The organism is Deinococcus sp. Leaf326 (assembly GCF_001424185.1).
Lineage (GTDB): Bacteria > Deinococcota > Deinococci > Deinococcales > Deinococcaceae > Deinococcus.
Map to the genome: position 1 here is coordinate 1 of NZ_LMOM01000025.1, position 26,389 is coordinate 26,389.

Here is a 26,389-nt window from a genome sequence, read left to right on the forward strand (position 1 = left end):
TTCCTGCAGGTCCTGCTTGGCCTCGTCGCAGCCGGCCACATCGGCGAACGACAGCTTGATCTGTCCCTCGTTGATGATCGCCGCCTTCGACTTCCCGAACTGCCCGGCGGCGTCGTTGCCGCCCGAGTTGCGCCGCATGAGCAGCAGGATCAGCCCGCCGATGAGCGCCAGCGTCAGCAGGCCGCTGACCAGGGTCAGGACGTTGAGGCGCGCGGCCGGAGCGTAGGTCACGCTTACCCCCGCCGCCTGCAGGGACGCGAGGCCGATGGCCGGGTCGGCGGGCAGGGTCCGGGTCCGGTAGTCGGTGGGCTGCGGGACGGGCGGTGTACCGGTAGCCGGCGTGCTGGGCGCCGCGTTCACGTCCGCCGCGCCGGCGCGCAGCCGGCCCTCGATCTGGGCGGTGCCGTTCTGATAGGTGATGACGGCCGTCTCGACCTGCCCCCGGCGCAGCGCGTCCGTGAAGGCCGTGAGAGACAGGTCGCCCGTGCGCCCGCGCGGCGAGAAGAGGGCCATGCCCACGAGCAGCACGCCCGCCGCCGCGAGCAGGCCCCATCCCCACTTCCACTTGCCCCTGGGGGTGGTCATGGCGCCGGGGTCCGCCGGCTCTGCTGGAGATTCATGCCCCAGTGTAGGGCGGCCTGGGGGCGCGCAAGTGGGACGAAGGCGGCAAAGTCCAGACCTCTGCGGGGGGGCTGGCTGGGCTACCTGCGCCTGCCGCGCTGCCCTCTGCCCGGCACGTGGCAGCATGGGCACATGACCCTTCCCGGCGACCCCGCTTCCCCGCTTCCTTCCGCCTCCGGCTGCGCGCTGGTGACGGGCGCGTCCCGTGGTCTGGGCCGGGCGATGGCCCTGCGCCTGGCCCAGAGCGGCTGGCCTGTGGCCGTGAACTATGCCCGTGACCACGCCGGTGCGGCGCGCACGGTCGAGGAGATCGTGGCGGCCGGCGGGCGCGCCCAGGCCTTCGCCTTCGACGTGACCGACGAGGCGGCGGTGCGCGCGGGCATAGCAGCGGTGCGCGCCGCGCTGGGCCCGGTGACGGTCCTGGTGAACAACGCCACCGGCCCGCAGCCGATGATGCCCCTGGAAGAACAGACCTGGGAGGACCACCTGAACCAGCTTGTGTTTTTCGTCAAGGCGCCCCTCCTGCTGCTCCAGGCTTGTCTGGACGACCTGCGCGCGGCGGGGGGACGGGGGCGAGTCGTGAACATCGGCAGCGAGGTCGTGGACCTCGGCAACGCCGAATTCGGGCACTACGTCGCTGCCAAGGGGGCCATGCTGGGCCTGACGCGGTCGTGGGCCACCGAACTGGGGGCGTCGCAGGTCACGGTGAACCTCGTCGCGCCGGGCTGGGTGCCGGTCGAGCGTCACGCTGACGACGGCCCCGAGGGCCGCGCCGCGTACACGGCCGCCGTGCCCCTGGGTCGCCAGGGCGTACCGCAGGACGTGGCCGAGATGGTCGCCTTTCTCGCCTCGCCGGCCGCCAACTTCATCACGGGACAGACGTTCGCGGTCAACGGGGGCCGGACGCTGGCGTGAGGGGGCCGGGTTCTGGCCGGTCTCCAGGGACGCTGGAGGGGCTGAAGGAACGCCGGGTGAATAACGTGGCTTTTCTGTGGTGAGTCTGCCCCGCAATCTTGACCCACTCTTAAACCTGAGCGTAATGCACTCAAGTCTATTGACTCTGGGAAACTGTGGGCCTATGCTAGTTGCAGTTCAGAACAGCTGCCCCCCGGGCGGCATATTCCCCTCTTTCAAGGAGTCAGACACATGGCCAAAGCAGTCGGTATCGACCTGGGCACCACCAACTCCGTCATTTCCGTCATGGAAGGCGGCCGTCCCGAAGTCATCGTCAACGCCGAGGGCGCGCGCACCACGCCCAGCGTTGTGGCCTATAAGGGCGACGAGCGTCTGGTCGGCCAGATCGCCCGCCGTCAGGCCGCGCTGAACCCCGGCGCGACGCTGTTCGAGGTCAAGCGCTTCATCGGCCGCCGCTGGGACGAAGTCCGTGAAGAAGCCAACCGCAGCCCCTTCAAGGTCAAGGAAGGCCCCGGCGGCAGCGTGCGCATTGAAGTCAACGGCCAGGACCTCGCCCCCGAGCAGGTCAGCGCCGAAGTGCTGCGCAAGATGGTCGCCGACGCCAGCGCCAAGCTGGGCACGAGCATCAAGGACGTGGTCATCACCGTGCCCGCGTACTTCGATAACTCGCAGCGTGAAGCGACCCGCCAGGCGGGCGAGATCGCGGGCCTGAACGTGCTGCGCGTCATCAACGAGCCGACCGCCGCCGCGCTGGCCTACGGCCTGGAGCGTAAGGGCAATGAGACCATCCTCGTCTTCGACCTGGGGGGCGGCACCTTCGACGTGACCATCCTCGAATTGGGCGACGGCGTGTTCGAAGTGAAGTCGACGAGCGGCGACACCCACCTGGGCGGCGCGGATTTCGACCAGCGCATCGTGGACTGGCTCGCGGGCGAGTTCCAGAAGGAACACAACTTCGACCTGCGCAAGGACAAGCAGGCCCTCCAGCGCCTCATCGAGGCCTCGGAAAAGGCCAAGATCGACCTTTCCAGCGCGTCTGAAACGACCATCAGCCTGCCCTTCATCACCTTCGACCCCGAGACCCGCACCCCCATGCACCTGGAGCGCAACCTGTCGCGCGCCAAGTTCGAGGAACTCACCGCCGACCTGCTGCGCCGCGTGCGTGAGCCGGTGCAGCGCGCCCTGGACGACGCCAAGCTCGACAAGAACGGCATCGACGAAGTGATCCTGGTGGGCGGCTCGACCCGCATCCCGGCGGTCAAGCGCATCGTGCAGGACATCATCGGCAAGACGCCCAACGAGTCGGTCAACCCCGATGAGGCCGTCGCGCTCGGCGCCGCCGTGCAGGCCGGGATCATCCAGGGCGACAGCAGCCTGGGCGACATCGTCCTCGTGGACGTGACCCCGCTGACGATGGGCGTGGAGGTCAAGGGCGGCATGATCGCGCCGATGATCACCCGCAACACCACCGTGCCGGCCAAGAAGACCGAGATCTACACCACGGCCGAGAACAACCAGCCCGGCGTGGAAATCAACGTGCTTCAGGGCGAGCGCCCGATGGCGAGCGACAACAAGTCCCTGGGCCGCTTCAAGCTCGAAGGCATCCCGCCCATGCCGGCTGGCCGCGCGCAGATCGAAGTGACCTTCGACATTGATGCCAACGGCATCCTGAACGTCTCGGCGCGGGAAAAGACTAGCGGCAAGGAAGCCAGCATCCGCATCGAGAACACGACCACCCTCGACCGGGGCGACGTGGACCGCATGGTGCAGGAAGCCGAGCAGAACGCCGCTGCCGACAAGACCCGCCGCGAGAAGGTCGAGAAGCGCAACAACCTCGACGGCCTGCGGGTTCAGGCCCTGAGCCAGATCGAGGAGAACACGGCCGCTCCGCAGGAGGCCAAGGACAAGCTCAAGGCCGTCGCCGACGAGGCCGAGGAAGCGGTACGCAGCGACGACGACACCAGGATCGCCGACGCCCAAAAGAAGCTCGAAGAAGAACTGCGGACCTTCATGACGGCCAACCAGCAGGACCAGGGACAGCCGCAGGCCGGCGCCCAGGGACAGGCCAAAGCCGACGACGACGTGATCGACGCGGACTTCAAGCCGGCAGAGTAATTCCCGCGTCCGGCGCAGTCGGCCGGACGAGGACCCGGGCGGAGTGGAGGGAAGCCTCCTTTCCCCACACAGCAGACCCGCAGGGGAGAGGACGGCCGAGTCGCCCCTCTCCCCCTTTTTATAAATCCCTATCCTGAACCCATGTTCAGAAGGCGAGGCAAGGCTATGACCAAGGACGACCAGCAGGGCACCCCCATACCGACCGACACCACCGGCAACGAACAGGAAAACCTGAAGTTCACGCGCCAGCGCGGCAAGACCGTGGACCCCGAGGGCACCGAGCTCGACGCCAGCCCGGAAAACGACAACATGGCCGAGGACGCCGAGGAAGCGGGCTTTCCCGGCATGGACGAAAACATGTTCGCCCAGGTGCAGGAGATGATGGGCAAGCTCGAGCGCGTAGATGAGCTGGAAAAGGAGAACGCCGACCTGCGCGGCCGCCTGGGCCGCCTCGCCGCCGACTTCGAGAGCTACCGCACGCGCATGGGGCAGGACGTGGCCGCCGCGCAGGGCCAGGGCGTGGCGAAGGCCGCCGAGCAGCTGATGCCGGTGTACGACGACCTCGAACGCGCCGTGGCGATGGGCAGTGGCGACCCGGCCAAGCTCATCCCCGGCGTGCAGGCCGTGCAAAACCGCGTGCTGAACACCTTCTCGGCGTTGGGGCTGGAGGCGACCGGCAAGGAGGGCGAGGCCTTCGACCCGCAGTGGCACGAGGCGTTGCAGGTCGTGGACGGCGAGGCCGACGACGTGATCGTGCAGGTCTACCAGCTCGGCTTCCGCATGGGCGAGCGCCTCGTGCGCCCGGCGCGCGTCGTCGTGAGCCGCAAGGGATGACCCGGCCGTGACGAGGGGACGCCAGGGCGAGAGACGCCGGCCCGCGCCGGGAGACGGGCGGCCCGCCGCGCCGCTGCCCCCCGGCGTCACGCTCGAACAGGTCGTGCGCCACCTTCACACCGAGTACGGCTGGGAAGAACTGGCGCGGCGCATTCCGGTCCGCTGCTTTCAGCGCGACCCCAGTGTGACGAGCAGCCTGAAGTTCCTGCGCAAGACCCCCTGGGCCCGTGAGCAGGTCGAGACCGAGTACGTGCGCCTTGCCCGGCGCGAAGACGCCAACCCGGTGATCGACGCGCTCAAGCGGGGGCAGGTGCCCGACCTGACCGGCGTGACCCAGACGCGGCTGCACGCGGCGCTGGCCTGGATGCTCCGGCATGTGCCGCAGAACGCCGTGAACCTGAGCACCTACTTTCTGCCCACGCTGGCCGCCGTGCAGGACGTGAACTTCTGGCCCGCCGAGGAGACGATGCCGCTGCTGGGCCGCGCCATCGAACAGTCGCACCCCGGCGAGGGTGACTACGAGGCTGGGGTGGTGGCCGACCTACTGCGGCGCGGCGCCGACGCCAACGACGGGCGCTACTGGCCCCCACTGCTTCACGCCGTGGATGTCGAGGGCCGCGCCTACCAGGGCCGGACCCGCGCGCCCCGCACCGACCTGCTCGACCTGCTGCTCGCGCATGGGGCCGACCCGGCCGTCACCGACGCCGAGGGCCACACGGCCCTGAGCATCGCCCAGGCCTATGACCTGCGCGCGGCCGTCAACAAACTCACCCCGTCTCCTTCTACCTGAGCCTTTTCGCGCCCGCGCCGCCCGCGCGCCCCACAGGAGGCAATTCATGGCCTACAAGGACTATTACGACGTGCTGGGCGTGTCCCGCGGCGCGTCCGATGCCGACATCAAGACGGCGTACCGCAAGCTCGCCAAGCAGTACCACCCCGACAAGAACCAAGGTGACGAGAAGTCTGCCGAGCGGTTCAAGGAGATCGGTGAGGCCTACGCGGTGCTCAACGACCCCGAGAAGCGCAAGCTGTACGACCAGTACGGCCACTCGGGCCAGGTGCCGCCCGGCGCGTATCCCGGCGGCGCGGGCGGCAGTTATCCGGGCGCGGACTTCGGGGGCTTTGACCCGTCGCAGTTCTCGGACTTCTTCCAGGGATTGTTCGGGCAGGCGGGGCGCCGGGGCGGGGGCTTCGCCGGGGCCGGCGGCTTTCCGGGCGGGGCGGGGGTCAACCTCGAAGACCTGCTGGGCGGGGGCGGGATCGGCGGAGCGGGTCAGGGGCGGCGTTTCGTGCAGAACGTGGAAGGCGAGCTGCAGGTGACGTTGCAGGAGGCCTTTGGCGGCTCCGACGAGGTCATCAACGTGGACGGCAAGCGCCTGAGCCTGCGTGTTCCGGCCGGCACCCGCGACGGCGCCCGGCTGCGCCTCGCCGGGCAGGGACCGGGGGGCGGCGACGTGCTGCTCACCATCCGCGTGCTCGAGGACGCCCGCTTCGACCTCGACGGCGACAACCTCAGCACCAGCATCGACGTGCCCGCCCCTGTGGCGGCGCTGGGCGGCGACGTGAAGGTCCTGAGCATCGGCGGAACGGCCGGCAACCTGGCTGTTCCGCCGGGCAGCAGCGGCGGCCGCCGGATGCGCCTGCGCGGTCAGGGCTGGCCGAAGAAGGACGGCACGCGGGGGGACCTGTACGTGCGCCTGAACGTGACTGTGCCGGCCCAGCCCAGCGACGAGGAAAAGGAGCTGTACCGCAAGCTGCGCGAGTTGCAGGAGAAATAGGACTGGCGGGGGAAGAGGCCGGAGAATTCTCTCTCCGGCCTCCTTCCTTCATTTTTCGTCCCGCGCGCGGGCCCTGTGCCACACTGGCCTCCGCATCCCGCATCCCCTCACTCTGCCCTGGAGGTTAGAGATGTTCCACCGACCGGCTTTCCGTATCCTGGGCGCCCTGCTGGGCACCGTCCTGACGACTGGCCTGGCCCAGGCGGCCTGCTCCTCGCCCTACTACCCTGTGCGCGAGGGCCTGACCCGCAGCTATCAGGGCACCGCGGCCGGGCAGAAGCTCACCTACACCGAGACCATCAGCGCGGTCACGGCGCAGGGGTTCAAGATGACCACGAAGGTAGGACCCAACGCCGTCACGGCGGCCTTCAAGTGCGGCCCGAACGGGGTCTCCGGGACCCCGAGCGTCTCCACGCCGGGTCTCAAGATCACCTCGCTGACCATGCGCGGCGTGACGCAGCCGCCCCGGCTGGCGGTCGGTACGGCCTGGACCTCGGGCGTGACGGTCGTGGGCACGGTACAGGGCCAGCCGATCCGCAACGAGACCGACATCTCGCTCAAGGTGGTCGGCCGCGAGCAGGTCAAGGTACCGGCCGGCACGTTCACGGCTTTCAGGATCGAATCCACGACGACCGTGAAAGTGACGGCGGCGGGCCAGAACCTCAGTCCACCCGTGGCCCGCAGTACGAGCTGGGTCGCCGAAGGAGTCGGCAACGTCAAGACGACTATCGTCACGCCGCCGACCACCATCGAGCTGGTGCGCTACAAGTAGCCCCCGGCTCCGGCAGCCGGAGTCGGGGGCAGGAGGGCTGATCTCAGACGGTCGGCTGGCTGATACCTTCCAGGGCTGCGCCGCCCTCCTCGGGCGAGGCACGGACGGCGAGGTCGGCGAGGCTCACAATCCCTACCACCTGTCCGCCGTCGGTCACGGGAACGCGGCGGACCTGACGGTCCGACATGGTGCGCGCGGCCTCCCCGATTTCGGTGCCGGCGTCAAGCGTCAGGACGTCGCCCGTGGCGTAGTCGGTCACGGGGCTGCCGAGGTCGTGCCCGTACGCCACGGCGCGCACCACGATGTCGCGGTCGGTCAGGATGCCGCGCAGGGTCTGGCCGTCCATGACCAGCACATTGCCGATGTCCTGTTCGCGCATGAGGGTGGCCGCTTCCTTGAGGGTCGCGCCGCTGTCCACCGTGCTGAGGTCCTGCGTCATGATGTCCCGGAGAGTCGCCATAACCTCAGCCTAGGCCCCCGCGCTGCCGGGCGGGTGGGCCGGGGCTTAGGGCTTCGTCAAGCTCCGGCGGGGCGCAAGCTGACGGCCAGCTCAAGGGGGCCTGAACTTCGTCTGAACACAGGTGGGCGCGGCCCGCCAGTCCTGGCCCGTACCATAGGGCAGATGCGTGTTCCCGCCCCTACCCTTTTGTGCAGCGCCCTGCTGGCGACCGGCGCGCTGACCCTCGTTCCGGCCTGCGCCGCCAGGCCCGAGGCGGCCCCGGCCGCCGTCCAGACGGGCCGCACGCCGGTGCTGACCCCCGTGGTGGTGGCCCGCTACCCCCACGCCACCGACGCCTTCACCGAGGGGCTGCAGTACCTCGGCGGCGGCACCTACATCGAGAGCACGGGCGAGGTCGAGGGCAGCAGCATCTCGGGCGTGCGCCGGGTGGACCTCAAGACCGGGCGGCCCCAGCGGGAGGTTCCCACCCCCCTGTCCGGCGCCTTCGGCGAGGGCGTGACCGTCCTGAACGGCGCGGCCTACCACCTGACCTGGAAGGACGGCGTGGCGTTCGCGCTCGACGCCGTGACCCTGCGCGAGACCGGGCGTTACCGCTACCAGGGCGAGGGCTGGGGCATCACCAACGACGGCAGGAGCCTGATCATGGGTAGTGGCAGCCCCGAGATCGTGTGGCGCGACCCGCGCACCTTCGCCGTGCAAAAGCGCCTGACCGTCACCGACCAGGGTCAGCCGGTGCGCAACCTCAACGAACTCGAATACGTGCAGGGCAGCCTGTACGCCAACATCTGGCTCACCGACCGCATCGCGCGGATCGACCCGGCGACCGGAAAGGTCACGGCCTGGATCGACGTGTCGGCCCTGACCCGCGAGGTCAGCAGCCGCACCGCGGGGATGACCTTTGACGACGTGGCGAATGGCATCGCCTTCGTGCCTGAGCGCGGCACCCTGCTCCTGACCGGCAAGCGCTGGCCCACGCTGTTCGAGGTCCGACTGCCCGGCCTGAAGGCCGAAGCCGCCACCACCGGTGCGGGCCGGACGCGCACGAACTGAGGTCGGCTGGGGCAGTCAGGCCAGTCGGGAAGAAGGCAGCCGCGCTTCCACGGCTGCCCAGATCCCGGCCGACAGTTCGGCCACCGGGCGCGTGGCGTCCAGCACCACGAAGCGTCCCGGTTCGGCGGCGGCCAGGGCCAGAAAGCCCGCGCGTACCCGCGTGTGGAAGGCGAGGTCGGCGCGTTCCAGGCGGTCGGGCTGGCCCCGCCGGGCAGCGCGCGCGAGGCCCAGCGCCGGGTCGAGGTCGAGCAGCACCGTGAGGTCGGGGACCAGGCCGCCGGTCGCTTCTGTCGTCACGCGGCTCAGGAAGTCCAGGTCCAGGCCGCGCCCGTAGCCCTGGTACGCCAGCGTGGAATCGGCGTAGCGGTCGCAGACTACGGCCTCGCCGCGCGCCAGGGCGGGCCGGATCACCTCGGTCACAAGCTGCGCACGGCTGGCCGAGTACAGCAGGAACTCAGGAAGCGGTCCCATCTCCAGCTCGGGGTCCAGTACCACCCGGCGTACCTGCGTACCCAGCAGCGTGCCGCCCGGTTCGCGGGTCTCGGTGACTGCGCGGCCCGCCCCGTGCAGATGGCGGACCAGTGCCGCGAGCTGCGTGCTCTTGCCTGCGCCTTCCGGTCCCTCGAAGGTCAGGAACAGGCCGCCCGTCCCCCCGTCCGCAGCGGGCCGGCTCACAGGCCGGTGGGGAAGTTCAGGAACTGCCAGGGCAGCCCAAATTCTTCTTCCAGCCGGGCGGCCAGCGCGCGCACACCGAAGACCTCGGTCTCGTAATGCCCGGCGTACACGACGTTCACGCCGTACTCGAAGGCCTCGTGAAAGAACTTGTGTTCGGGTTCACCGGTCAGCAGGGTATCCAGGCCCATTGCGGCCGCCTCGGGGACGCTGCCCGCGCCGCTGCCCGACAGGATGCCCACGCGGCGCACCGTCGGAATGCCCCCGCCGTGCACGAGGCAGATCTCGCCGGTCAGCTTCTGGATGCGGTCGGCGAAGTCCTGCAGGCTCTGCTCGAAGGGCAATTCGCCCGCCACGCCGATCTTGTGGCCCTGCCAGTCGCCGAAGGGCACACGGTTCTGGAGGCTTAGTGCGCCCGCAATCATGGCGTTGTTGCCGACCTCGGGGTGGGCGTCGAGGGGAATGTGGGCGGCGTAGAGGTTCAGGTCGGCCATCATCGCCGTGCGCACGCGCTCGTGGTGCGGTCCCGTCAGGGCCAGGGGACGGCCCCAGAACAAGCCGTGGTGCACCAGCAGCAGGTCGGCGCCCGCATCGGCGGCGGCGCGCAATGTATTGATGCTCGTGTCCACGCTCGCGGCCACCCGGCGGACGGTCTCAGTGCCCTGAATCTGGAGGCCGTTGAGGCTGGGGTCGGGCAGGTGGCCCACGCCCAGGTAGTCGTTGAGCCAGCGCACGAGTGTGTCGCGCTCGACCTCGCCGCGCGTATGGGAAGTGCCGGAAGCAGTCATAACGGCCAGTTTAGACCCATGATGGTGCAAAACAGGGCGTTTGGAACCATCACGGCGTGGCTGCGCCGGGCCGCGCTGGGGACTGCTCTCGGCGCTCCAGTCGATTACAAGGGGTCAGCCAGAGATATCCGGGCCATCCCGGCGTTGGTATCAGCACAGGGGATTAAGCCCTTGACCGTCAGGCATGTTCCACACGGCGGCGAGATCAGCGGTGCATGGCGTATCGGGCTGGGTCAGCTCCGAGAACCGGTCGTTGACCCAGTGGGGCCGCGCCTTTCAGAAGAAACAGCGTGGAGGAGAGGCGTGCCAGTCCCTCTGCGGGCCGGCGCGCCCCCGTCTCAGTTCGCGGGGCAGCTCTTGGCCGACTGGGCCTTGACCAGATCGGCGGTGCGGGTGTCGACCTTGGTGATCACGTCGCGGTTGTCGACCTCGTTCACCACGATGCCGGGCCAGAAGAACAGTGCGAACAGGACGTTTTCCTTGCTGACCCCCTTCTTCGACTCCGCCTCAGCACGGATGTTGGCGAGCTTGCCCAGCTCGTCCTTGATCTCGGCGCAGCTCAGGTCGGTGACCGGCTTGGCGGTGGCCTGGGTGTATTTGGGCGCACAGGACGCCAGCGAGAGGGCAGCGATGAGGGTCAGAGGAAGCATCATCTTTTTCATACACTTCACAGATAACACCCTCCAGTGCCCTGCCTTACCTCATTTGAGGCCGGGGATAGATGACCTTTCCAGCACGGGTCGGACCGCTGCAAGGCTGAGCTGTGGGAGCGGCCTATTAGGCAGCCCGCACGTCCCACCGCCCGAATCCTTTATGCTGGCGGGTACATGAGTGCCGTGATTCACCTTCAGGCGCTGGGCCTGACCGAGTACGAGGCGCGCGCCTATACCGCCCTGCTGGCGCTGGGCCGGGCCGTGCCTGCACGGGTGGCGCGGCAGGCCGGCATTCCCCGTCCCAAGATCTATGAGACCCTTGAACGGCTGGAGGGCCGGGGGCTGGCGGCCAAGATGGGCCAGAATCCGCTGGAGTACGCGCCCCTGTCGGCGCGGGAGTATCTGGCCCGGTCGCGGCGGTCCTTCGACGACCGGCTCTCGGCGCTGGACCGTGACCTGTCGCGCCTGACCCCCGATCCAGCGCCCGAAGCGGTCTACCACCTGTACGGCGACGCGGCGATGCGCAGTCTCGCCGAGGACATGATCCTCAATGCCCGTCAGAGCGTGTTCATGGCCGGCGACCCCGAACTCGCGGGGCGGCTCGAACACCTCACGCCGCGCGGGGTCCAACTGCTGCGCGCCGATCTGACCGGCCTGCCCGAGATCGCTGCGCTGGGCCAGGTCGCCTTTCTGCTGGCCCGCGACGGCGAGGCCGCCCTCATCGCCCATTTTATCGGGGCTGGGCAACCGGGCGAGCCCCACGGAGTGCATACCCACAACCCCGTCATCATTCACCTGATCGAGGGCTATATCGAGCTCGCGGTGCGCCGCGCCGCGGAGGCCGAATCGGTGGTCGGCGACTGACCCGGAGGCGACCTCATCTGCGCAGACCCCACATAAACCTGTAAGACACCGGCGCGTAGGGTGAGGGTATATGAGCGTCCTCAACGGTTTGCTGTCGGCGCTGGTCCGCGAAGGCGCCAGCGATATTCACCTGCGTGCGGGTGGGCCGCCGGCCGGCCGCATCAGCGGTGAGATCCGGCGCTTCGGCGAGACCCGGCTCGCGCCCGAACACGTCGCCAATTTCGCCCGCGAGATGATGCCGCGCCCCGAGATGTGGGACCTGTTCCTGGAGAGGCGCGAGGCCGACTTCGCCTACGGACTGGCGGGGGTGGCCCGGTTCCGGGTCAACGCCTACTTCCAGCGCGGCAGCGTGAGCCTGATCATGCGCGTGATCGAGGACAAGCCCATTCCGACCTTCACGCAACTGGGGCTGCCCGAAGAGACCTTCAACCGGCTGGCCGAACACGAACGCGGCCTGATCCTGGTGACCGGTCCTACTGGCAGCGGCAAGACCACGACTCTGGCGAGCCTGCTCGACCACGTCAACGCCACGCAGGCCGTGAACATCGTGACCCTTGAAGACCCCATCGAGGTGCTGCACCGCGACCGCAAGGCCATGATCAACCAGCGCGAACTGGGCATCGACACCCTGAGCTTCTCGGCCGGGCTGCGCGCCAGCATGCGTCAGGACCCCGACATCATCCTCATCGGCGAGATGCGTGACAAGGAAACCGTCGAGGCCGCGCTCTCGGCCGCGCAGACCGGCCACCTCGTCATGAGCACGCTGCACACCCAGGACGCCATCCGCACGGTGGGGCGCATCATCGACTTCTTCGCGCCGCACGAACGCGTGACCATCCGGCAGTCGCTCTCGGAGAGTGTCGTGGGCATTGTCAGCCAGCGCCTGCTGCCCCGGGTGGGCGGCGGCCGCGTGATGGGCATGGAAGTCATGCTGGGCACCCCGACCATCCGCGAGTGCATCAAGGACCCCGAGCGCATCGACGAGATCAAGCAGGCCCTGCTCGAAGGCGGGATGCTGGGAATGCGCACCTTCGACCAGCACCTCGCCGAACTCGTGACCAGCGGTGTGATCGCCGAGGACACGGCCCTCTCGGCCGCGACGAGTCCACACGAACTGCGGCTGCTGCTCATGCGCCGGCAGTTTGCCTGAGAGAAGCAACGAACAGCGCCGCCGGGGTTGCTCCCTGGCGGCGCTGTTGTGTTTCTAGCCTGCGCTTAGTCGGTCGCTACGGCGTCGCTGCGCACGTTGGCGCTGCCCTCGGCGATGGGCACGATGGGCTTTTTCATCACGCCGAGGAGCACGGTGCTGATGGCCGTGCCGACGAGCAGGGCCACGATGTACATCGGCAGGTTGGTCACGGCATTGGGAATGAACAGCACGAAGATGCCGCCGTGCGGGGCGCGCAGCAGGCAGCCCGAGGCCATGCTGATGGCGCCCGCCGCCGCCGAACCGATCATCAGCGAGGGAATCACGCGCAGGGGATCACGGGCGGCGAAGGGAATCGCGCCTTCGGTGATGAACGAGATGCCCAGCACGCCCGCCGCCTTGCCCGCCTCGCGTTCGTCGGTGGTGAAGCGGTTCTTGAAGAGGAGGGTGGCGAAGAACAGCGCCAGGGGAGGCGTCATGCCCGCGACCATCGCGGCGGCGATGGGCCCGTAGACCTGGTTGGTCAGGAGGCCGGTGCTGAAGGTGTAGGCCGCCTTGTTGATCGGCCCCCCCATGTCGAACGCCATCATGGCGCCGATCACAGCCCCCAGTGCACCCGCCGAGGTCTGGCCCAGGCCCTGGAGCCAGTTCGAGGCGGCGGTCAGCGCGGCGGCGACCGGCTTGCCCACCACGTAGACCATGATCAGGCCAGTGATGGCGGTGCCCAGCAGCGGCAGCAGGAGCGTGGGCTTGAGGCCCTCGAGCGTGCGAGGCAGCTTGATGCCCTGGTTGAGCCAGCGCGTGACGTACCCGGCCAGGAAGCCCGCGATGAGGCCCCCCAGAAAGCCGCTGCCGCCGCCCAGCGCCAGCAGGCCGCCGATCATGCCCGGCGCGAGGCCGGGGCGGTCGGCGATGGAGTAGGCGATGTACCCGGCCAGCACCGGCACGAACAGCCCGAAGGCCCCGGTGCCGCCCCCGATCTGGAGCAGTGCGGCCCCGAAGGAGCCGGGCGGTGGGTTGATGCCCCCGAACGCGAAGGCCAGCGCGATGAGCAGGCCGCCCGCGACCACGAAGGGCAGCATGTGCGACACGCCGGTCATGAGGTGCTTGTAGGCGCTGGGTACGCCCGCGTTCTTGGCGTTCTTGGCCGCCGATGCCTGGGCCACGTAGTCGCCGCCCCCGCCCGGGGCCGCTGCCGCGCCGGCCACGCCGTACACCGTCGCCTGCTCCAGCGCTGTGGTGACGACCGCCGCGCCGTCCTTGATGGCGGGTTTGGTGCCGGTCTGGTACACCCGCTTGCCCTGAAAGCGGTCGAGGTTGACGTTCGTGTCGGCCGCGATGATGACCACGTCGGCCGCCGCGATGTCCTGTGCCGTGAGCGGGTTGCCCGCACCCACGCTGCCCTGCGTCTCGATCTTGACGTCGTAGCCCAGTTTCTTCGCGCCTCCCTCCAGGCCCTCGGCTGCCATGAAGGTGTGCGCGATGCCCGTGGGGCACGACGTGATGCCCACGACCTTCTTCGGGCTGCTGCCGGGGGTGACGGCTGGGGTGACAGGCGCGGCGGTGGCCGGAGCCGGGGGCGCCTTCTGGAGTGTGGGCTGTGCGGAGCCGGTGGGCTGCGTGGCCGCGCCGGTCGCACGTGAGATCAGCTCCGAAGCATTACGGATGGCGTCCTGGGTGCTCGCGTGGATGACGGTCTTGCCGGCGAAGCGCGACTCGTCGACCCGGACGTCGGCGGCCAGGATCACGGCGTCGGCCGCCTCGATCTCGGCACGGGTCAGGGTGTCGCCCGACCCGACGCTGCCCTGGGTCTCGGCGCGGAGTTCGTGGCCGGCCCCGGTCGCCGCGCGCCGCAGCGCCTCTGCGGCCATGAAGGTGTGGGCAATGCCTGTGGGACAGGCGGTAACGGCGACCAGTTTAGCCATGATGCGCGCCTCCTAATGAGGGGAACAGGGGAGAGTAACGTGAGGAAAACGGTGGGAAAAGAAGCCCGGACGAACTACAGAACCGACACCTGCACCTGCGCGGCGTAGCCGTCGAGTTCCGAGCGGGGCGGCAGGTGCGCGCCCAGGCGGGTGATGTTGCCCACGCTGAAGCTCGTGGCGCGGCGGGCAGCGTCCGGCAGGTCCGATCCGGTGAGGTGTGAGGCGACGAGTCCGGCCACCATCGCGTCGCCCGCCCCGACGGTTGAGACGACCTGCACGCGCGGCGGGACGGCCCGCACAGCTCCGGCCGCCGTGACGATCAGGGCGCCCTGCTCGCCCTGCGACACCGCCACGACCTCGGCGCCGCGCGACAGCAGTTCGTGGGCAGCAGCCAGCACCTCGGCCTCGGTGCCCAGCGTCCGGCCCAGCGCGGCCTCCAGCTCGTGGATGTTCGGCTTGACGAGCTGCGGCAGCGTGGCGGCGTTCAGCACCGCAGTCAGGGCCGCGCCGCTCGTGTCCAGGGCCACGTAGGCCCCGGCCGCGCGCAGTTCGGCCGCGAGTTCGGCATACAGCTCTCCCGGCACGCCGGGCGGCAGGCTGCCTGCCAGCACGAACACGCCGGGCTGGGCCGCCCGTTCGCGCAGGCGGGCGCGCACCGCTTCCAGGTGCTCGGGCGACGCGCTCAGGCCCGGCAGGTTGATGTCGGTGGTCTCCTGCGCCGCGTGATCGCTGAGCTTGACCCCGACCCGGGTCGAGCCGGGCACCCGCACAAAGGCGTCCGTGATCCCCTTACTGCGCAGCAGCGTCTCGAAGGGAGCCGCGTTGTCTGCGCCCAGCAGGCCGGTGGCCGTCACGTTCAGGCCGCCCGGCTCGTCCCGGCCCCAGTCGGCCAGGAAGGAGGCCACGTTCACGCCCTTGCCGCCCGCGTCGGTCTGGAGGCTCTGGCCGCTGTTGACCTCGCCCAGCTGCAGGCCGTCCACCCGCACGGTCATGTCGAGCGCTGGGTTGAGGGTCAGGGTCACGACGTTCGCCATAACCTAGCCCCGCACCAGCGCGCGCACGGCCTCGGCGTTGGGCTGCGCGAGGGCCTCGGCGGCCAGGCGGCGCAGTTCCTCGGCGCTGCGGCGGCGCAGGGCGGCCTTGACGGTCGCGACCTGCGGCGTGCTCACCGACAGTTCCTTGACGCCCAGGCCCGCGAGCATCAGCGCGCCCACCTCGTCGCCGGCCGCGCCGCCGCACACGCCGACCCACTTGCCGTGGCGCTCGGCAGCGTCCACCGTCAGCTTGATGAGCTTGAGGACCGCCGGATGCATGGCGTCGGTCTGGCGGGCGAGCTGCGGGTGCAGGCGGTCCATCGCCAAGGTGTACTGGGTCAGGTCGTTCGTCCCCACACTGAAAAAGTCCACTTCCTGCGCCAGCTCGTCGGCGATCAGGGCCGCCGAGGGCACCTCGATCATCACGCCGAGCGGAATACGCGGGGTGTCCAGCTCGCGCCGCACCTCGTCGAACATGGCCTGCGCCCGGCGGAAGTCCTCGAGCGTGGCGATCATCGGGAACATGAGGTGAACGTTCGGGTGGTCCTTGGCGACGCGCGCCACCGCCCGGAGCTGCGGCAGGAACAGGTCGGGCCGCTCGAAGCACAGCCGGATGCCCCGGATGCCCAGGAACGAGTTGTCCTCGCGGGCCAGCCCCAGGTAGGGCACTTCTTTGTCGCCGCCGATGTCCAGCGTCCGGATGATCAGGGGGCGGTCGCCCATTGCGGCGGCCATCGCGCGGTATTCCTGCTCCTGCTCGTCCTCGGTGGGCACGCTGTCGCGCTCCAGGAACAGGAACTCGGTGCGCATCAGGCCCACGCCCTCGGCCCCGGCGTCAAGGGCCCCGGCGGCGTCGGCTGCGCGGTTGATGTTCGCGGCCACCTCGACTCGCTTGCCGTCCGAAGTGGCGCCGGGTTCGTGGCGGGCAGCGCGGGCGGCCTCGCGCTCACGGGCCAGCACGCCCTGACGTTCCTGCGCGCCCGTCACGTCGGCCGCCGAAGGGTTGAGGTACAGCCGCCCCGATGCCCCGTCCAGAATGGCGTGCGTGCCGTCGGGGATGTCGAGCAGGCCCGCGCCCGCCGCAACCACGGCCGGCAGCCCCAGCCCACGCGCGATGATTGCGGTGTGGCTCGTGGGGCCGCCCTGCGCCGTCACGAAACCCAGCAGCGAGTCCGGCCCGAGGCGGGCGGTATCGCTGGGCGTCAGGTCGGGGGCCAGCAGGATGACCGGACCGCCGGTTTCCACGCGGTCCTCGCCCAGACCCAGCAGGTGGCGAAGCACGCGGCGCTGCACGTCGCTCATGTCGACGGCGCGGGCCGCCAGCGTCGGGTCGTCGAGCTTCTGGAGCTGTGAAACGCGTTCGCCGGTCGCCTGCTGGTAGGCCCAGGCTGCGCCGTGCCCGTCGAGGATGCGCGCCACGGCGTCCTGCACCGTGCCCTCGTCGGCCAGCAGTTCCTGGTGCGCGCGGAAGATGGCGGCCTTGTCGGCCCCGAAGCGTGCCTGCACGTCGTCGATCAGGTTCAGGAGTTCGGTGTGCGCCGCGCTCAGCGCGGTGTCGAGACGCTCGGCCTCGGCCACCGGGTCGCCGGCGGGCGTGTCCCTGACCTCCAGGGCGCGCGGGGCGTGCTGGCGGGTGTAGCCCACGACCAGCCCGTCGGCGGCGGGCACGCCCTCGACGGTCGCCCCGACCTGGGCCGGCACCCAGTCGGGCTCGCGGCGCGGCGCCTGGGCCTGCGCGGCGGCCGAGGGCGCGCTCAGGTCATCGCCCAGCCCGGCGCGCATGGCGTCGGTCACGGCCTTGAGGGTCGCCTCGTTGTCGCTGCTCACCGTGACCAGGGTGCCCTGGGTCAGGCCCAGGCTCAGCATCTCCATGAGCTTGGTGGCGTCGGCGCTCTTGCCTTCACCTTTGCTCAGGCGTACGCGGGCGCCCGACTTCTTCACGATGCCGGCCAGCATCGTCGCGGGGCGGGCGTGCATTCCCTGCGGGTTGGGCAGCGTGACCTGCGCGCTGAACGGCAGGGCGCCGGTGGCCGTCTCGCCGCGCACGGCGGCAGTGGCCGACCCCGTCTGAACTGGCTGCGCCTGAAGCTGCTGCGCCTGCTCGGGCTGCCTCGCCTCGCCCAGCGGCGCGCCTGCGGCCGGGCGCTCGCCGGTCAGGGCCTCCTGGATGTCGGCAGGGTCGGTAGTCACCCAGAGCTTCTCGACGAGTTCCTCGTCGCCCAGGACGCGCGTCAGGCGGCGCAGGATCTGGAGGTGCTCGTCGCTCGCCGCCGCGATCCCGATGACCAGGTGGACCGGCTCATCCTCCTCGCCCCACTGCACGCCGCCGGGAACCTGCACCACCGCGATGCCGGTCTGACGGATGAGATGGCGCGACTCGGGCGTGCCGTGCGGGATGGCGATGCCGTTGCCCAGGTAGGTGTTTGCCTGGGTCTCGCGCGCGCGCATGCCCTCGACGTAGCCGGGGTCCACGTTGCCGTTGGCGGCCAGCAGGGCCGCGACCTGCGCGATGGCCTCATCTTTGGTGCGCGCCTGGGCACCGATTTTTACCAGTTGCTGGGGGAGCTGAATCATGACGGTCCCTTCCTCCGGGGCTGTGCGCCGCCCGGTCGTCCCTGGGGACGCAAGATTCCTGAAGAATCGTGATCAATTTTGAGCAATTCCGATCATACTCCGGCGATTCTCGCCGCGCAATGGCGGCGGGGCCGGGGTTGGCTAGAAGCGGGGTGTGTCGTTCAGGGCGACCTCCGGAAGGTGCCGCGCGGCGAGGTGTACTGCCGGGCAGGGTCGGCGTGGGATTGCTGTCCAGCATAGGTCGCTCCTGGGCCGGCCGCCGGCAGTGGAGGGCCCAACATTAAGATTCGCCCCAGGGGGCCGGGGGTGCGCCGTCCGGTCGAGGCTCTGGGTGCAGAGGATGGCCCGCTTCCTCACAGTCGGCAGCGCGTCCACCCGAGCTCTCAGCTGCACGGTGGGTCAGATGCTGCTTGAACCCGGTCTACCAATCGCCAGGTGAAAATGGGGTGCTGCGGCTTGTGCGGGAGGCGAATGCGACTCAAAATGAACCGACCTCAAAGCAAGGCGAAGGAGACCCTCTATGACCACTAATCCTGCGGGCACCGCCGGGCCGACCTCGGGCAAGGACCGCGTCCAGAAATTCGGACGCTTCCTGAGCGCGATGGTCATGCCCAACATCGGTGCGTTCATCGCCTGGGGCCTGATCACGGCCCTCTTCATCCCGACCGGCTGGCTGCCCAATGAGCAGCTCGGCAAGCTCGTCGGCCCGATGATCACGTACCTCCTGCCGCTGCTCATCGCCTACACCGGCGGGCGCATCGTCGCCGACCACCGCGGCGGGGTGCTGGGCGCCATCGCGGCGATGGGCGTCATCGTGGGCACCGACATCCCCATGTTCATCGGCGCCATGATCATGGGCCCGCTGGGCGGCTGGGTCATCAAGCAGTTCGACCGCAACGTGCAGCACCGCATCGCTCCCGGCTTCGAGATGCTGGTCAACAACTTCTCGGCCGGCATCATCGGGATGCTGCTCGCGATCCTGGGGTTCTTTGCGGTCGGGCCGGTCGTCGAACTGTTCAGCAAGGCCGTGGCCTCCGGCGTGCAGTTCCTGGTGAACGTGCACCTGCTGCCGCTCGTGTCGCTGCTCATCGAACCCGGTAAGATCCTCTTTCTCAACAACGCGATCAACCACGGCATCCTCACGCCGCTGGGCACCGCGCAGGCGCAGGAGACCGGCAAGTCCATCTACTTCCTGCTCGAAGCCAACCCCGGCCCCGGCCTGGGGCTGCTGCTGGCCTACTGGGTCTTCGCCAAGGGCAGCATCCGCAGCTCGGCGCCCGGCGCGGCCATCATCCACTTCCTGGGCGGCATCCACGAGGTCTACTTCCCCTACGTCCTCATGCGCCCCATTCTGCTGCTGGGGGTCATCGCGGGCGGCATGTCCGGCGTGGCGACCCTGGTGGCCCTAAACGGCGGTCTGGTCTCGGCCTCCTCGCCCGGCAGCATCTTCGCCATCCTGGCCCTGACCCCGCGTGGTGGCTACTTCGCCAACATCGCGGCCGTGGTGGTGGCCGCCGCCGTGTCCTTCCTGGTTTCGGCGGTGTTCCTGCGCGGCGCGTCCTACACCGAGGACGACCTCGCCAGTGCCCAGGCCGACTCGCGCGCCAACAAGGGCGGACCTGCCGTGGGCGCTCCGGCCCTGGCCTCGGCCGGCCCCGCCATCGGTGAGGGCGGCGCGGTGCGCAAGGTGGTCTTCGCCTGCGACGCCGGCATGGGCTCGAGCGCGATGGGTGCCACGGGCTTCCGCAAGAAGGTGCAGGCTGCCGGCCTGCCCATCGAAGTGACCAACACCGCCATCGACGCGATTCCGGCCGACGCCGACATCGTGGTCACGCAGCAGAACCTGACCTCGCGCGCGCGCGCCAAGGCCCCGCAGGCCCGGCACGTGTCCATCGACAACTTCATCGGCAACCCCATCTACGACCGCATGGTCACCGAGCTTCAGGCAAGCGCCCAGGCGACCCAGGTGCCCGCACCTGCCGTCAGCGCGCAGACCGCGCCGGTCCACACGGCGCACACGCTGCACGCCGCTCCGGGCGTGAGCGCGGCCACCGCCCTCGCGGGCGCGGGTACCATGGGCACCTCTGCGGCGGTCCCCCAGGGCAAGGGCGATGTCCTGCGCCGCGAGAACATCGTGCTGGGGCTGGGCAGCGTGGCCCGCGACCAGGCCGTGGTCCGCGCGGGCGAACAGCTCGTGAAGTCCGGCTACGTGTCGTCCGACTACGTGCCCGCCATGCTGGAGCGCGAGAAGGTCGTCAGCACCTACATCGGCAACGGCATCGCCATCCCGCACGGTGTGGGCGCGGCCAAGGCGGCCATCAAGACGAGCGGCATCGTGGTGAACCAGTACCCCGACGGCGTGGACTTCGACGGTGAGCGCGCCTACCTCGTCATCGGCATCGCTGGGGCGGGCGACGAACACCTCCAGATCCTGTCGCGCATCGCCGACGCGCTTGAGGACGAGGCCACCGTGATGCGTCTGGCACGCACCCGGGACGCCGACGAGATCTACCGCACGTTCACGTCCTGACAAGCGGAACCAGGGAAGGGGGTGGCCGGGCCAGTGAGGCCGGCCACCCTTTTTTCGTCGTTCATGGCTGGCCGGCCCGCCGAAACGGCGCGGTACAGTCACCACAAGGAGGCACGTCATGACCACAACTTCGTCCACCGGGAATCAGCCGCAGTCCACCGTCAGCCAGCCCACCGCCATCCAGTTCGGGGCCGGCAACATCGGGCGCGGCTTCATCGGCGCCCTGCTGGCGCACAGCGGGTACCGCGTGGTGTTCGCCGACATCAACGAGGCGGTCATCAGTGCCCTGCGCGACCAGGGGCGCTACACGGTGCAGGTGCTTGATGTCGAGCGCCGCAGCGAGGAGGTGACCGGCGTGACCGGCATCCTCTCGAACGGCCCCGAGATCGTGCCGGCCATCGCGCAGGCGAGCCTCATCACCACGGCGGTCGGTCCCAACGTCCTGAAGATCATCGCGCCCACCCTGGCGCGCGGCATCGAGGAACGGGCGCGGGTGGGCGCGGGCGACCTGAACATCATCGCCTGCGAGAACATGGTGGGGGCCAGCTCCTTCCTCAAGGAGCAGGTCGAATCGCATCTCTCGGAAGAGGGCCAGCGCTACGCGGACGAGCATGTGGGCTTCCCGAACTCCTCGGTGGATCGCATCGTGCCGCCATTCTCCGGTGAGAACCTGCTCGACGTGGGTGTAGAGGCCTTCTACGAGTGGATCGTCGAGCGTCCGGCCTTCAAGGGACCGGTACCCGACATCACGGGCATGAAGCTCACCGACAATCTGGTGGCCTACGTGCAGCGCAAGCTCTTCACCCTGAACAATGGGCACGCCGTCGCCGCGTATCTGGGCGTGCGTAAAGGGCTGGACACCATCGAAGCCAGCATGAACGATCCCGAGATCGCGGCCGAGGTGCGCGCGGCGATGGAGCAGAGCGGTGCGGCCCTGGTGCGGCGCTACGGCTTCGACCCCGCCGAGCACGCGGCGTACATCGACAAGATCGGTGCGCGGTTCCGCAATCCGCACATCCGCGACGAGGTCCTGCGCGTGGGCCGTGAGCCGCTGCGCAAGCTGGGGGCCAGTGACCGCATCATCGGTCCGGCCCGTATGGCCGCCGAGTACGGCCTGCCGGTGGACGCCCTGCTGCGCGGCGCGGCGGCGGCCCTGCGCTACGACAACCCTGCCGATCCGCAGTCGGTCCAGCTTCAGGCCCTCGTCAAGGAACGTGGCCTGGAGGCCGCCGTGACCGAGGCGACCGGCCTGGAGGCTGGGAGCGACCTGCACCGCGGCATCGTCGAGGCGTACCGGGTGCTGGAAGAGTAGAGAGGGGGTGGGGCCGGGCGTCCCCGGTCTCCGCACTCCCTAAATTCCCTGTGAACGGCCCGGTCCTCCCACCTCGCCGCCGGCCCGCGTAGCATGGCGCCATGATCGAACGCAGCTTCCGTATGACCGATCCGCAGGGGATGCACGCCCGCCCGGCCAGCGCCGTGGTCAAGGTCGCCAAGGGGTTTTCCAGCGACCTGACCCTCATCGCCGAGGACTCGGTGAGCCTCAAGAACATGATGAAGATCCTCAGCCAGGGCATCCAGCCCGGCACGGCCTTCACGGTGCAGGCCAGCGGCGAGGACGAGTCGGCGGCCATCCAGGCCATCGCCGACGTCCTGAAAAATGAGGGACTGGCCGAAGAAGCCTGAGTCCGGCATAGGGGGTGCGGTCCTGTCGCAGGCCGTGCCTCCCGCTATTTGGCCTGATCTGCGGAAAGACTGGGCGCGGTGACGCTCCTTCGGCCGCCTGGAAGTGTTCTTCCTGTTCAGTTCTGAGCGCTTCTGAACATTTCGCCGTATGCTGGCGGGACATGACGGCTCCTCTCGCGGAAGAACGGCTTTCGCGCATCCTTGATCTCCTCTCCGCGCGGGGTCCGCTGCGCACCACGGCCATCACGGCCCAGCTGGGGGTCAGCGGTGCGACGGTCCGGCGTGACCTCGATACCCTGGCGCGGCGAGGCCTGATCCGCAAGGTGCACGGCGGCGCGGCCCTTGTCAGCCAAGACCAGCAGTACCGTGACCGTCAGGAACTCCGGCAGCCCGGCAAGGAGCGACTGGCCGAACTGGCCGCGACGCTCATCGCTCCGGGCCAGACGGTGTACCTCGACGCCGGGACCACCGCGCGGCAGCTCGCGCAGGCGCTGCGCCGCACGCCGGCCCTGACCCGCACACTGCGGGTGGTGACGCACGGCCTGGACGTGGCGTACGAGCTCAACGGCGAATGCTCGCTGTACGTCGTCGGCGGCGAGGTCTACACGAGCACCTACAGCCTCACCGGTCCCGACGCGCTTGCGGCCATCGGGCGCTACAACTACGACCTGTTCTTCGTGGGCTGCACGAGCATCGATCCCTCGGGCCACCTGACCAACAGCAACCTGCCGGAGGCGGGCCAGAAGACGGCGATCATGGCCCGCTCGCGCCGCAGCGTCCTCATCGCCGACGGCAGCAAGTGGGGTCATGCGGGGTTCGCCTCCTTCGCAGCCTTCGGTGACCTGGAGGCCTGGGTCACCGATCAGGCGCCGCCCGAGGCCCAGGCGGCGTTCGGAGCGGCTGGCGTGCCGGTGCTGTGCGCCGACGCCCCGGATACTCCAGCGCGGGGCGCGTGGCCGCAACCGGTGGGGGCGCCGTGAACGGATTGCCCGAACAGGCCGGGTCCGGCGGGCGGCTGCCCATCGTCGTGGTCGGCGGGTTCCTGGGGGCAGGCAAGACGACGCTGGTCAACCACCTCATCCGCTCGTTGCCATACCGCCTGGGTGTCATCGTCAATGAGTTCGGCGTGGTCGGGGTGGACGGTGCCCTCATCGAACGCCTGCAGGACGACGTGACCGAGCTCACCGCCGGCTGCCTGTGCTGTACGGGCCGGGACGACCTCGTGCGGGCCCTCGTCGAGATCGGCCTGCGGCCGCAGAAGCCCGACGCCGTCATTATCGAACTCAGTGGGGTGGCCGACCCGACGCCGGTTCTGGCGACCCTGCTCGACCGGGCCGTGCGCGCCGCATTCAGGGTGGTGACGCTGGTGGCCGTCGTGGACGCCCGTCACGTCCTCACTACCCTGCGCGACCACCCCGAGGCGGCCCGGCAGCTCGCCTACGCCGGGGTCGTCGTCCTGAACAAGACCGACGTCGCCGACCCCGCGCAGCTCGCCCACGCCGAGGACGTCCTGCGCGGCGTCAATCCGCTGGCCCGCCTCGTGCGTGTCGAGCGGGGCCAGATTGACGCGGCGGCGCTGCTCGGGCGCGACGACTTCGGTGGCCGCGCCGCGCCAGTTCCGGCCGACGAACCGGCGGTCCACACTCCAGACCTGCGGTCCTTCGTGCTGCGCGCCGGACGACCACTGGACCCCTACGCCTGGCAGCGCTTCATGACCACGTATCTGCTCCGCCGCCCCGCCGAGGTATTGCGGGCCAAAGGCTTTCTCGATCTGTACGGCTATCCGCAGCGCGTCGTCTTTCAGGCAGTGCGCGACCTGTTCACCGCCGACGCCTGGGAAGCGGGCGACGGGCACAGCGAACTTGTGGTCATCGGGCGGGGCCTCGACCGCCAGGAGTACGAGGAGGCCTTTGCGGCGTGCATGGTTCCGGATAGCCTGCCCGGAGCCTGAAGGTCCAATCTTAAAGAAAACCCGGCCTGCAGCCCACCGCCCTTCGCCTGGCCCGGAGCACAGTGGGGCATGGACAGCCAGCTCAGCGATCAGATCGAAGTCGCCGTCAGCGATCACGACGCCCTCGAAGCGGCGGCCGATACGCTGCAGAGGCTCCTCAAGGGGGCCGAGGGCATCCTTCCCAGTAGTGTGCTCGATGCCCTCCACGGTGAGTTTCTCGGTCACCCGCTGCACCCCATTCTCGTCCACCTGCCTCTGGGCGGCTGGATGCTCGCGGGCCTCCTCGATTTCATGCCCGGTGGGGACGAGCGGACTGCGCACGCGGCCGACGTGGTGCTTACCCTCAGCACCCTGGGAGCGGTGCCCACCATCGCCACCGGCTGGGTGGACTGGTCCAACACGCGTGGTCAGGCTCGCCGCACCGGCCTGATCCACGGCGCGGTCAACGAGGTGGCCTTCCTGCTCAACGTTGGTTCCGTCGCCGCGCGTCGCCGGGGCAACCGGAGGCTGGGCAAGGCACTGTCGGGGGGAGCGCTGGGGCTGGCCGTGGCCGGCGGATTCCTGGGCGGGCAGCTTGTGTATGGCCATGGCCTAGGGGTGGGCCAGACGCTCGCCAAGCCCCAGGGGTAGCCGGAGAGAAGACCGGGGGCACAGGCTTATGCTGCGTCCATGACCCTGCATCCGGACCTGAACTTGCCCGCTCCCGAGAGCCTCGACCAGTCCACCCCCGAGGAGATCGCGGCGGGCCTCAACGGTCCGCAGGGCACCGGCCTCAGTGGCACCCTGGGCGAGCGACTGGGTATTCGCTACGTCTCGGCCTCCCGTGACCGCGTGGTCGCCCGGATGCCGGTCGAGGGCAACCGCCAGCCTGCCGGGCGCCTGCACGGCGGCGCCAGCCTTTCGCTCGCCGAGGAACTGGCGAGCGTCGGTTCCTGGCTCAACCTCGATCCCCGCAAGCAGGTGGCGGTGGGGGTGGACCTCAACGGCACCCATGTCCGGGGAGTGACCGGCGGCGAGGTCACCGGGGAGGCCACCCTGGTCTACCGGGGCCGCAGCGTCATGGTCTGGAGCATCGAGATCCGTGACGAGAAGGGCCGGACCACCAGCCTCATGCGCTGCACCTGCAACGTCGTCAACGTTGGCTGAGCAGCGGCGGGGGCCGGGTATCTATAGGGTGTCGTGTGCGGTCTGTCCGGCGACCCAGTGCTCTCCGTCCTCGTCTCCTTCCCGCTTCCAGACCGGGACCTCGACTTTCAGCCGCTCGATCAGAAGGTCGCAGGCTTCGAGCGCCGCGCGGCGGTGGGGGCTCGCCACCCCGATCAGGATGCTGGCCTCGCCGGGCGTCAGGCGACCGGTGCGATGCTCTATATACACGCGCAGTTCGCCGTGTCGTTCCCGCGCCGCTGCCGCCGCGTCCTCCATGACCCGGCGGGCCAGCGGCGCGTACCCTTCGTACTCGATGAACTCCACGACTTTGCCCTGATTGGGGCTGCGGACCGTTCCAACAAAGTAGGCCTGCGCGCCGTACCGTTCCCGGATCAGAAAGTGGGCTGCGGTCTCCAGGTTCAGCGGCGCGGCAGTGACTTCGGCGTGGGTGTCCGCTCCGTCTTCGCTGCCTCCGGCAACGGGTGGCAGAAAGGCCACTTCGTCGTTCTCTCCCACCACCTGCTCGGGTGTGGCGTAGGTCTCGTTCACAGCCACCATGCAGCCCCGGAGACTCAGGCCATGTGCGGCCTCGATCTGTGCGGCGAGCTGGCGGACCGTCACTCCGGCAGGGGCGTCCAGCGTGAGCTCTCCCTGCCCCAATTCCCGCTTCAGGCGGGCAAAAAACACGGCTTTGACCTGCATGGTCCGAGGCTAGCATTTCCCCTTTGCGCACACCCTCAACGGACCTTGAGGCGAAAGGGTTGACAGATTTCAGATTGGCCTGTATCTTTTCTGAGCCTCGGTTGAGGCGCGGTGCATGACAAACGAAGCGTAACAAGTGAGAGATGACGCAAATATCACGTCTCAGCGCACCTGT

At 69.3% G+C, this 26,389-nt stretch carries 23 protein-coding genes and 2 pseudogenes; 16 read left to right on the forward strand and 9 right to left on the reverse strand.

Annotated elements, in window-relative coordinates; all coding sequences use genetic code 11:
- A pseudogene (locus ASF71_RS09630) lies at positions 1-585 on the reverse strand (cell division protein FtsH); the annotation flags it as partial.
- Positions 586-753: 168 nt separating this feature from the next.
- On the opposite strand from ASF71_RS09630, the gene ASF71_RS09635 reads away from it, so the two are divergent.
- From ASF71_RS09635 to ASF71_RS09660, 6 genes and pseudogenes are all read left to right on the forward strand, one after another.
- Complete coding sequence (locus ASF71_RS09635) at positions 754-1,536, forward strand: SDR family oxidoreductase (protein WP_056298772.1); 783 nt, start codon at positions 754-756, stop codon at positions 1,534-1,536.
- A 231-nt stretch (positions 1,537-1,767) separates the two neighbouring features.
- A complete protein-coding gene (gene dnaK, locus ASF71_RS09640; protein ID WP_056298775.1) occupies positions 1,768-3,651 on the forward strand; it encodes a molecular chaperone DnaK in 1,884 nt (627 codons plus the stop codon).
- A 141-nt stretch (positions 3,652-3,792) separates the two neighbouring features.
- The gene (locus tag ASF71_RS09645; protein WP_369814986.1) at positions 3,793-4,485 is read left to right on the forward strand and encodes a nucleotide exchange factor GrpE; all 693 of its coding nucleotides are present in this window, start codon (positions 3,793-3,795) and stop codon (positions 4,483-4,485) included.
- 73 nt (positions 4,486-4,558) lie between these two features.
- Positions 4,559-4,750: pseudogene (locus tag ASF71_RS25715) on the forward strand (VF530 family DNA-binding protein); the annotation flags it as partial.
- 571 nt (positions 4,751-5,321) lie between these two features.
- Entirely contained in the window at positions 5,322-6,263 is a 942-nt protein-coding gene (locus tag ASF71_RS09655) for a DnaJ C-terminal domain-containing protein (RefSeq protein WP_056298781.1), read from the forward strand.
- 130 nt (positions 6,264-6,393) lie between these two features.
- Positions 6,394-7,035, forward strand: coding sequence for a hypothetical protein (locus ASF71_RS09660; RefSeq protein WP_056298783.1), 642 nt, complete (start codon positions 6,394-6,396; stop codon positions 7,033-7,035).
- Positions 7,036-7,078: 43 nt separating this feature from the next.
- Here ASF71_RS09660 and ASF71_RS09665 read toward each other — a convergent pair whose 3' ends face one another.
- The gene (locus ASF71_RS09665; protein ID WP_056298787.1) at positions 7,079-7,495 is read right to left on the reverse strand and encodes a CBS domain-containing protein; all 417 of its coding nucleotides are present in this window, start codon (positions 7,493-7,495) and stop codon (positions 7,079-7,081) included.
- A 162-nt stretch (positions 7,496-7,657) separates the two neighbouring features.
- Here ASF71_RS09665 and ASF71_RS09670 point away from each other — a divergent pair, with 162 nt between their 5' ends.
- The gene (locus tag ASF71_RS09670) at positions 7,658-8,545 is read left to right on the forward strand and encodes a glutaminyl-peptide cyclotransferase (protein ID WP_082505831.1); all 888 of its coding nucleotides are present in this window, start codon (positions 7,658-7,660) and stop codon (positions 8,543-8,545) included.
- Positions 8,546-8,560: 15 nt separating this feature from the next.
- Here the strand turns inward: ASF71_RS09670 and tmk are convergent, their stop codons facing one another.
- The 3 genes from tmk to ASF71_RS09685 form a co-directional block, all read right to left on the reverse strand.
- Positions 8,561-9,220, reverse strand: a complete 660-nt coding sequence (gene tmk / locus ASF71_RS09675; RefSeq protein ID WP_082505832.1) for a dTMP kinase — start codon at positions 9,218-9,220, stop codon at positions 8,561-8,563.
- Positions 9,217-10,005, reverse strand: coding sequence for a Nif3-like dinuclear metal center hexameric protein (locus ASF71_RS09680; protein ID WP_056298790.1), 789 nt, complete (start codon positions 10,003-10,005; stop codon positions 9,217-9,219). Before ASF71_RS09680 ends, tmk begins: the two co-directional genes overlap by 4 nt.
- A 338-nt stretch (positions 10,006-10,343) precedes the next feature.
- Complete coding sequence (locus tag ASF71_RS09685; protein WP_156372710.1) at positions 10,344-10,658, reverse strand: hypothetical protein; 315 nt, start codon at positions 10,656-10,658, stop codon at positions 10,344-10,346.
- A 174-nt stretch (positions 10,659-10,832) separates the two neighbouring features.
- On the opposite strand from ASF71_RS09685, the gene ASF71_RS09690 reads away from it, so the two are divergent.
- A complete protein-coding gene (locus ASF71_RS09690) occupies positions 10,833-11,522 on the forward strand; it encodes a TrmB family transcriptional regulator (RefSeq protein ID WP_056298796.1) in 690 nt (229 codons plus the stop codon).
- 70 nt (positions 11,523-11,592) lie between these two features.
- A complete protein-coding gene (locus tag ASF71_RS09695) occupies positions 11,593-12,672 on the forward strand; it encodes a PilT/PilU family type 4a pilus ATPase (RefSeq protein ID WP_056298799.1) in 1,080 nt (359 codons plus the stop codon).
- A gap of 65 nt (positions 12,673-12,737) precedes the next feature.
- Here ASF71_RS09695 and ASF71_RS09700 read toward each other — a convergent pair whose 3' ends face one another.
- From ASF71_RS09700 to ptsP, 3 genes are all read right to left on the reverse strand, one after another.
- Positions 12,738-14,594 (reverse strand): PTS fructose-like transporter subunit IIB, encoded by a 1,857-nt coding sequence (locus ASF71_RS09700; protein WP_056298803.1) that lies wholly within the window; start codon positions 14,592-14,594, stop codon positions 12,738-12,740.
- 74 nt (positions 14,595-14,668) lie between these two features.
- Entirely contained in the window at positions 14,669-15,628 is a 960-nt protein-coding gene (gene pfkB, locus ASF71_RS09705; RefSeq protein WP_056298806.1) for a 1-phosphofructokinase, read from the reverse strand.
- Between the two features lie 3 nt (positions 15,629-15,631).
- Entirely contained in the window at positions 15,632-18,202 is a 2,571-nt protein-coding gene (gene ptsP / locus ASF71_RS09710; protein ID WP_056298811.1) for a phosphoenolpyruvate--protein phosphotransferase, read from the reverse strand.
- Between the two features lie 520 nt (positions 18,203-18,722).
- On the opposite strand from ptsP, the gene ASF71_RS09715 reads away from it, so the two are divergent.
- The 7 genes from ASF71_RS09715 (at position 18,723) to ASF71_RS09745 (ending at position 25,512) form a co-directional block, all read left to right on the forward strand.
- Complete coding sequence (locus ASF71_RS09715) at positions 18,723-20,732, forward strand: PTS mannitol transporter subunit IICBA (RefSeq protein WP_056298815.1); 2,010 nt, start codon at positions 18,723-18,725, stop codon at positions 20,730-20,732.
- 118 nt (positions 20,733-20,850) lie between these two features.
- Positions 20,851-22,044, forward strand: a complete 1,194-nt coding sequence (locus ASF71_RS09720) for a mannitol-1-phosphate 5-dehydrogenase (protein WP_056298820.1) — start codon at positions 20,851-20,853, stop codon at positions 22,042-22,044.
- A 101-nt stretch (positions 22,045-22,145) separates the two neighbouring features.
- Positions 22,146-22,415, forward strand: a complete 270-nt coding sequence (locus ASF71_RS09725) for an HPr family phosphocarrier protein (protein WP_056298822.1) — start codon at positions 22,146-22,148, stop codon at positions 22,413-22,415.
- A gap of 161 nt (positions 22,416-22,576) precedes the next feature.
- On the forward strand, positions 22,577-23,395 hold the full coding sequence (locus tag ASF71_RS09730) for a DeoR/GlpR family DNA-binding transcription regulator (RefSeq protein WP_056298824.1): 819 nt from the start codon (positions 22,577-22,579) through the stop codon (positions 23,393-23,395).
- The gene (locus tag ASF71_RS09735) at positions 23,392-24,366 is read left to right on the forward strand and encodes a GTP-binding protein (RefSeq protein WP_235514300.1); all 975 of its coding nucleotides are present in this window, start codon (positions 23,392-23,394) and stop codon (positions 24,364-24,366) included. The genes ASF71_RS09730 and ASF71_RS09735 overlap by 4 nt, the downstream gene beginning before the upstream one ends.
- A gap of 69 nt (positions 24,367-24,435) precedes the next feature.
- On the forward strand, positions 24,436-24,996 hold the full coding sequence (locus ASF71_RS09740; RefSeq protein WP_056298828.1) for a DUF2231 domain-containing protein: 561 nt from the start codon (positions 24,436-24,438) through the stop codon (positions 24,994-24,996).
- A 39-nt stretch (positions 24,997-25,035) separates the two neighbouring features.
- A complete protein-coding gene (locus tag ASF71_RS09745) occupies positions 25,036-25,512 on the forward strand; it encodes a PaaI family thioesterase (protein WP_056298831.1) in 477 nt (158 codons plus the stop codon).
- Between the two features lie 21 nt (positions 25,513-25,533).
- Here the strand turns inward: ASF71_RS09745 and moaD are convergent, their stop codons facing one another.
- On the reverse strand, positions 25,534-26,214 hold the full coding sequence (gene moaD, locus ASF71_RS09750; protein ID WP_056298833.1) for a molybdopterin converting factor subunit 1: 681 nt from the start codon (positions 26,212-26,214) through the stop codon (positions 25,534-25,536).
- Positions 26,215-26,389: the final 175 nt, after the last annotated feature.

What these genes read in the sequence shown, in the direction of transcription:
- ASF71_RS09670 (WP_082505831.1), top strand. Translation starts at nt 7,658, where the DNA reads ATGCGTGTTCCCGCCCCTACCCTTTTGTGCAGCGCCCTGCTGGCGACC.
- ASF71_RS09725 (WP_056298822.1), top strand. Translation starts at nt 22,146, where the DNA reads ATGATCGAACGCAGCTTCCGTATGACCGATCCGCAGGGGATGCACGCC.
- pfkB (WP_056298806.1), bottom strand. Translation starts at nt 15,628, where the DNA reads ATGGCGAACGTCGTGACCCTGACCCTCAACCCAGCGCTCGACATGACC.
- ASF71_RS09700 (WP_056298803.1), bottom strand. Translation starts at nt 14,594, where the DNA reads ATGGCTAAACTGGTCGCCGTTACCGCCTGTCCCACAGGCATTGCCCAC.
- ASF71_RS09745 (WP_056298831.1), top strand. Translation starts at nt 25,036, where the DNA reads ATGACCCTGCATCCGGACCTGAACTTGCCCGCTCCCGAGAGCCTCGAC.
- ASF71_RS09690 (WP_056298796.1), top strand. Translation starts at nt 10,833, where the DNA reads ATGAGTGCCGTGATTCACCTTCAGGCGCTGGGCCTGACCGAGTACGAG.
- ASF71_RS09635 (WP_056298772.1), top strand. Translation starts at nt 754, where the DNA reads ATGACCCTTCCCGGCGACCCCGCTTCCCCGCTTCCTTCCGCCTCCGGC.
- ASF71_RS09685 (WP_156372710.1), bottom strand. Translation starts at nt 10,658, where the DNA reads ATGATGCTTCCTCTGACCCTCATCGCTGCCCTCTCGCTGGCGTCCTGT.
- ASF71_RS09680 (WP_056298790.1), bottom strand. Translation starts at nt 10,005, where the DNA reads ATGACTGCTTCCGGCACTTCCCATACGCGCGGCGAGGTCGAGCGCGAC.
- ASF71_RS09645 (WP_369814986.1), top strand. Translation starts at nt 3,793, where the DNA reads ATGTTCAGAAGGCGAGGCAAGGCTATGACCAAGGACGACCAGCAGGGC.
- ASF71_RS09715 (WP_056298815.1), top strand. Translation starts at nt 18,723, where the DNA reads ATGACCACTAATCCTGCGGGCACCGCCGGGCCGACCTCGGGCAAGGAC.
- ASF71_RS09655 (WP_056298781.1), top strand. Translation starts at nt 5,322, where the DNA reads ATGGCCTACAAGGACTATTACGACGTGCTGGGCGTGTCCCGCGGCGCG.
- ASF71_RS09740 (WP_056298828.1), top strand. Translation starts at nt 24,436, where the DNA reads ATGGACAGCCAGCTCAGCGATCAGATCGAAGTCGCCGTCAGCGATCAC.
- ASF71_RS09730 (WP_056298824.1), top strand. Translation starts at nt 22,577, where the DNA reads ATGACGGCTCCTCTCGCGGAAGAACGGCTTTCGCGCATCCTTGATCTC.
- ASF71_RS09695 (WP_056298799.1), top strand. Translation starts at nt 11,593, where the DNA reads ATGAGCGTCCTCAACGGTTTGCTGTCGGCGCTGGTCCGCGAAGGCGCC.
- ASF71_RS09665 (WP_056298787.1), bottom strand. Translation starts at nt 7,495, where the DNA reads ATGGCGACTCTCCGGGACATCATGACGCAGGACCTCAGCACGGTGGAC.
- ASF71_RS09660 (WP_056298783.1), top strand. Translation starts at nt 6,394, where the DNA reads ATGTTCCACCGACCGGCTTTCCGTATCCTGGGCGCCCTGCTGGGCACC.
- dnaK (WP_056298775.1), top strand. Translation starts at nt 1,768, where the DNA reads ATGGCCAAAGCAGTCGGTATCGACCTGGGCACCACCAACTCCGTCATT.
- ptsP (WP_056298811.1), bottom strand. Translation starts at nt 18,202, where the DNA reads ATGATTCAGCTCCCCCAGCAACTGGTAAAAATCGGTGCCCAGGCGCGC.
- ASF71_RS09720 (WP_056298820.1), top strand. Translation starts at nt 20,851, where the DNA reads ATGACCACAACTTCGTCCACCGGGAATCAGCCGCAGTCCACCGTCAGC.
- moaD (WP_056298833.1), bottom strand. Translation starts at nt 26,214, where the DNA reads ATGCAGGTCAAAGCCGTGTTTTTTGCCCGCCTGAAGCGGGAATTGGGG.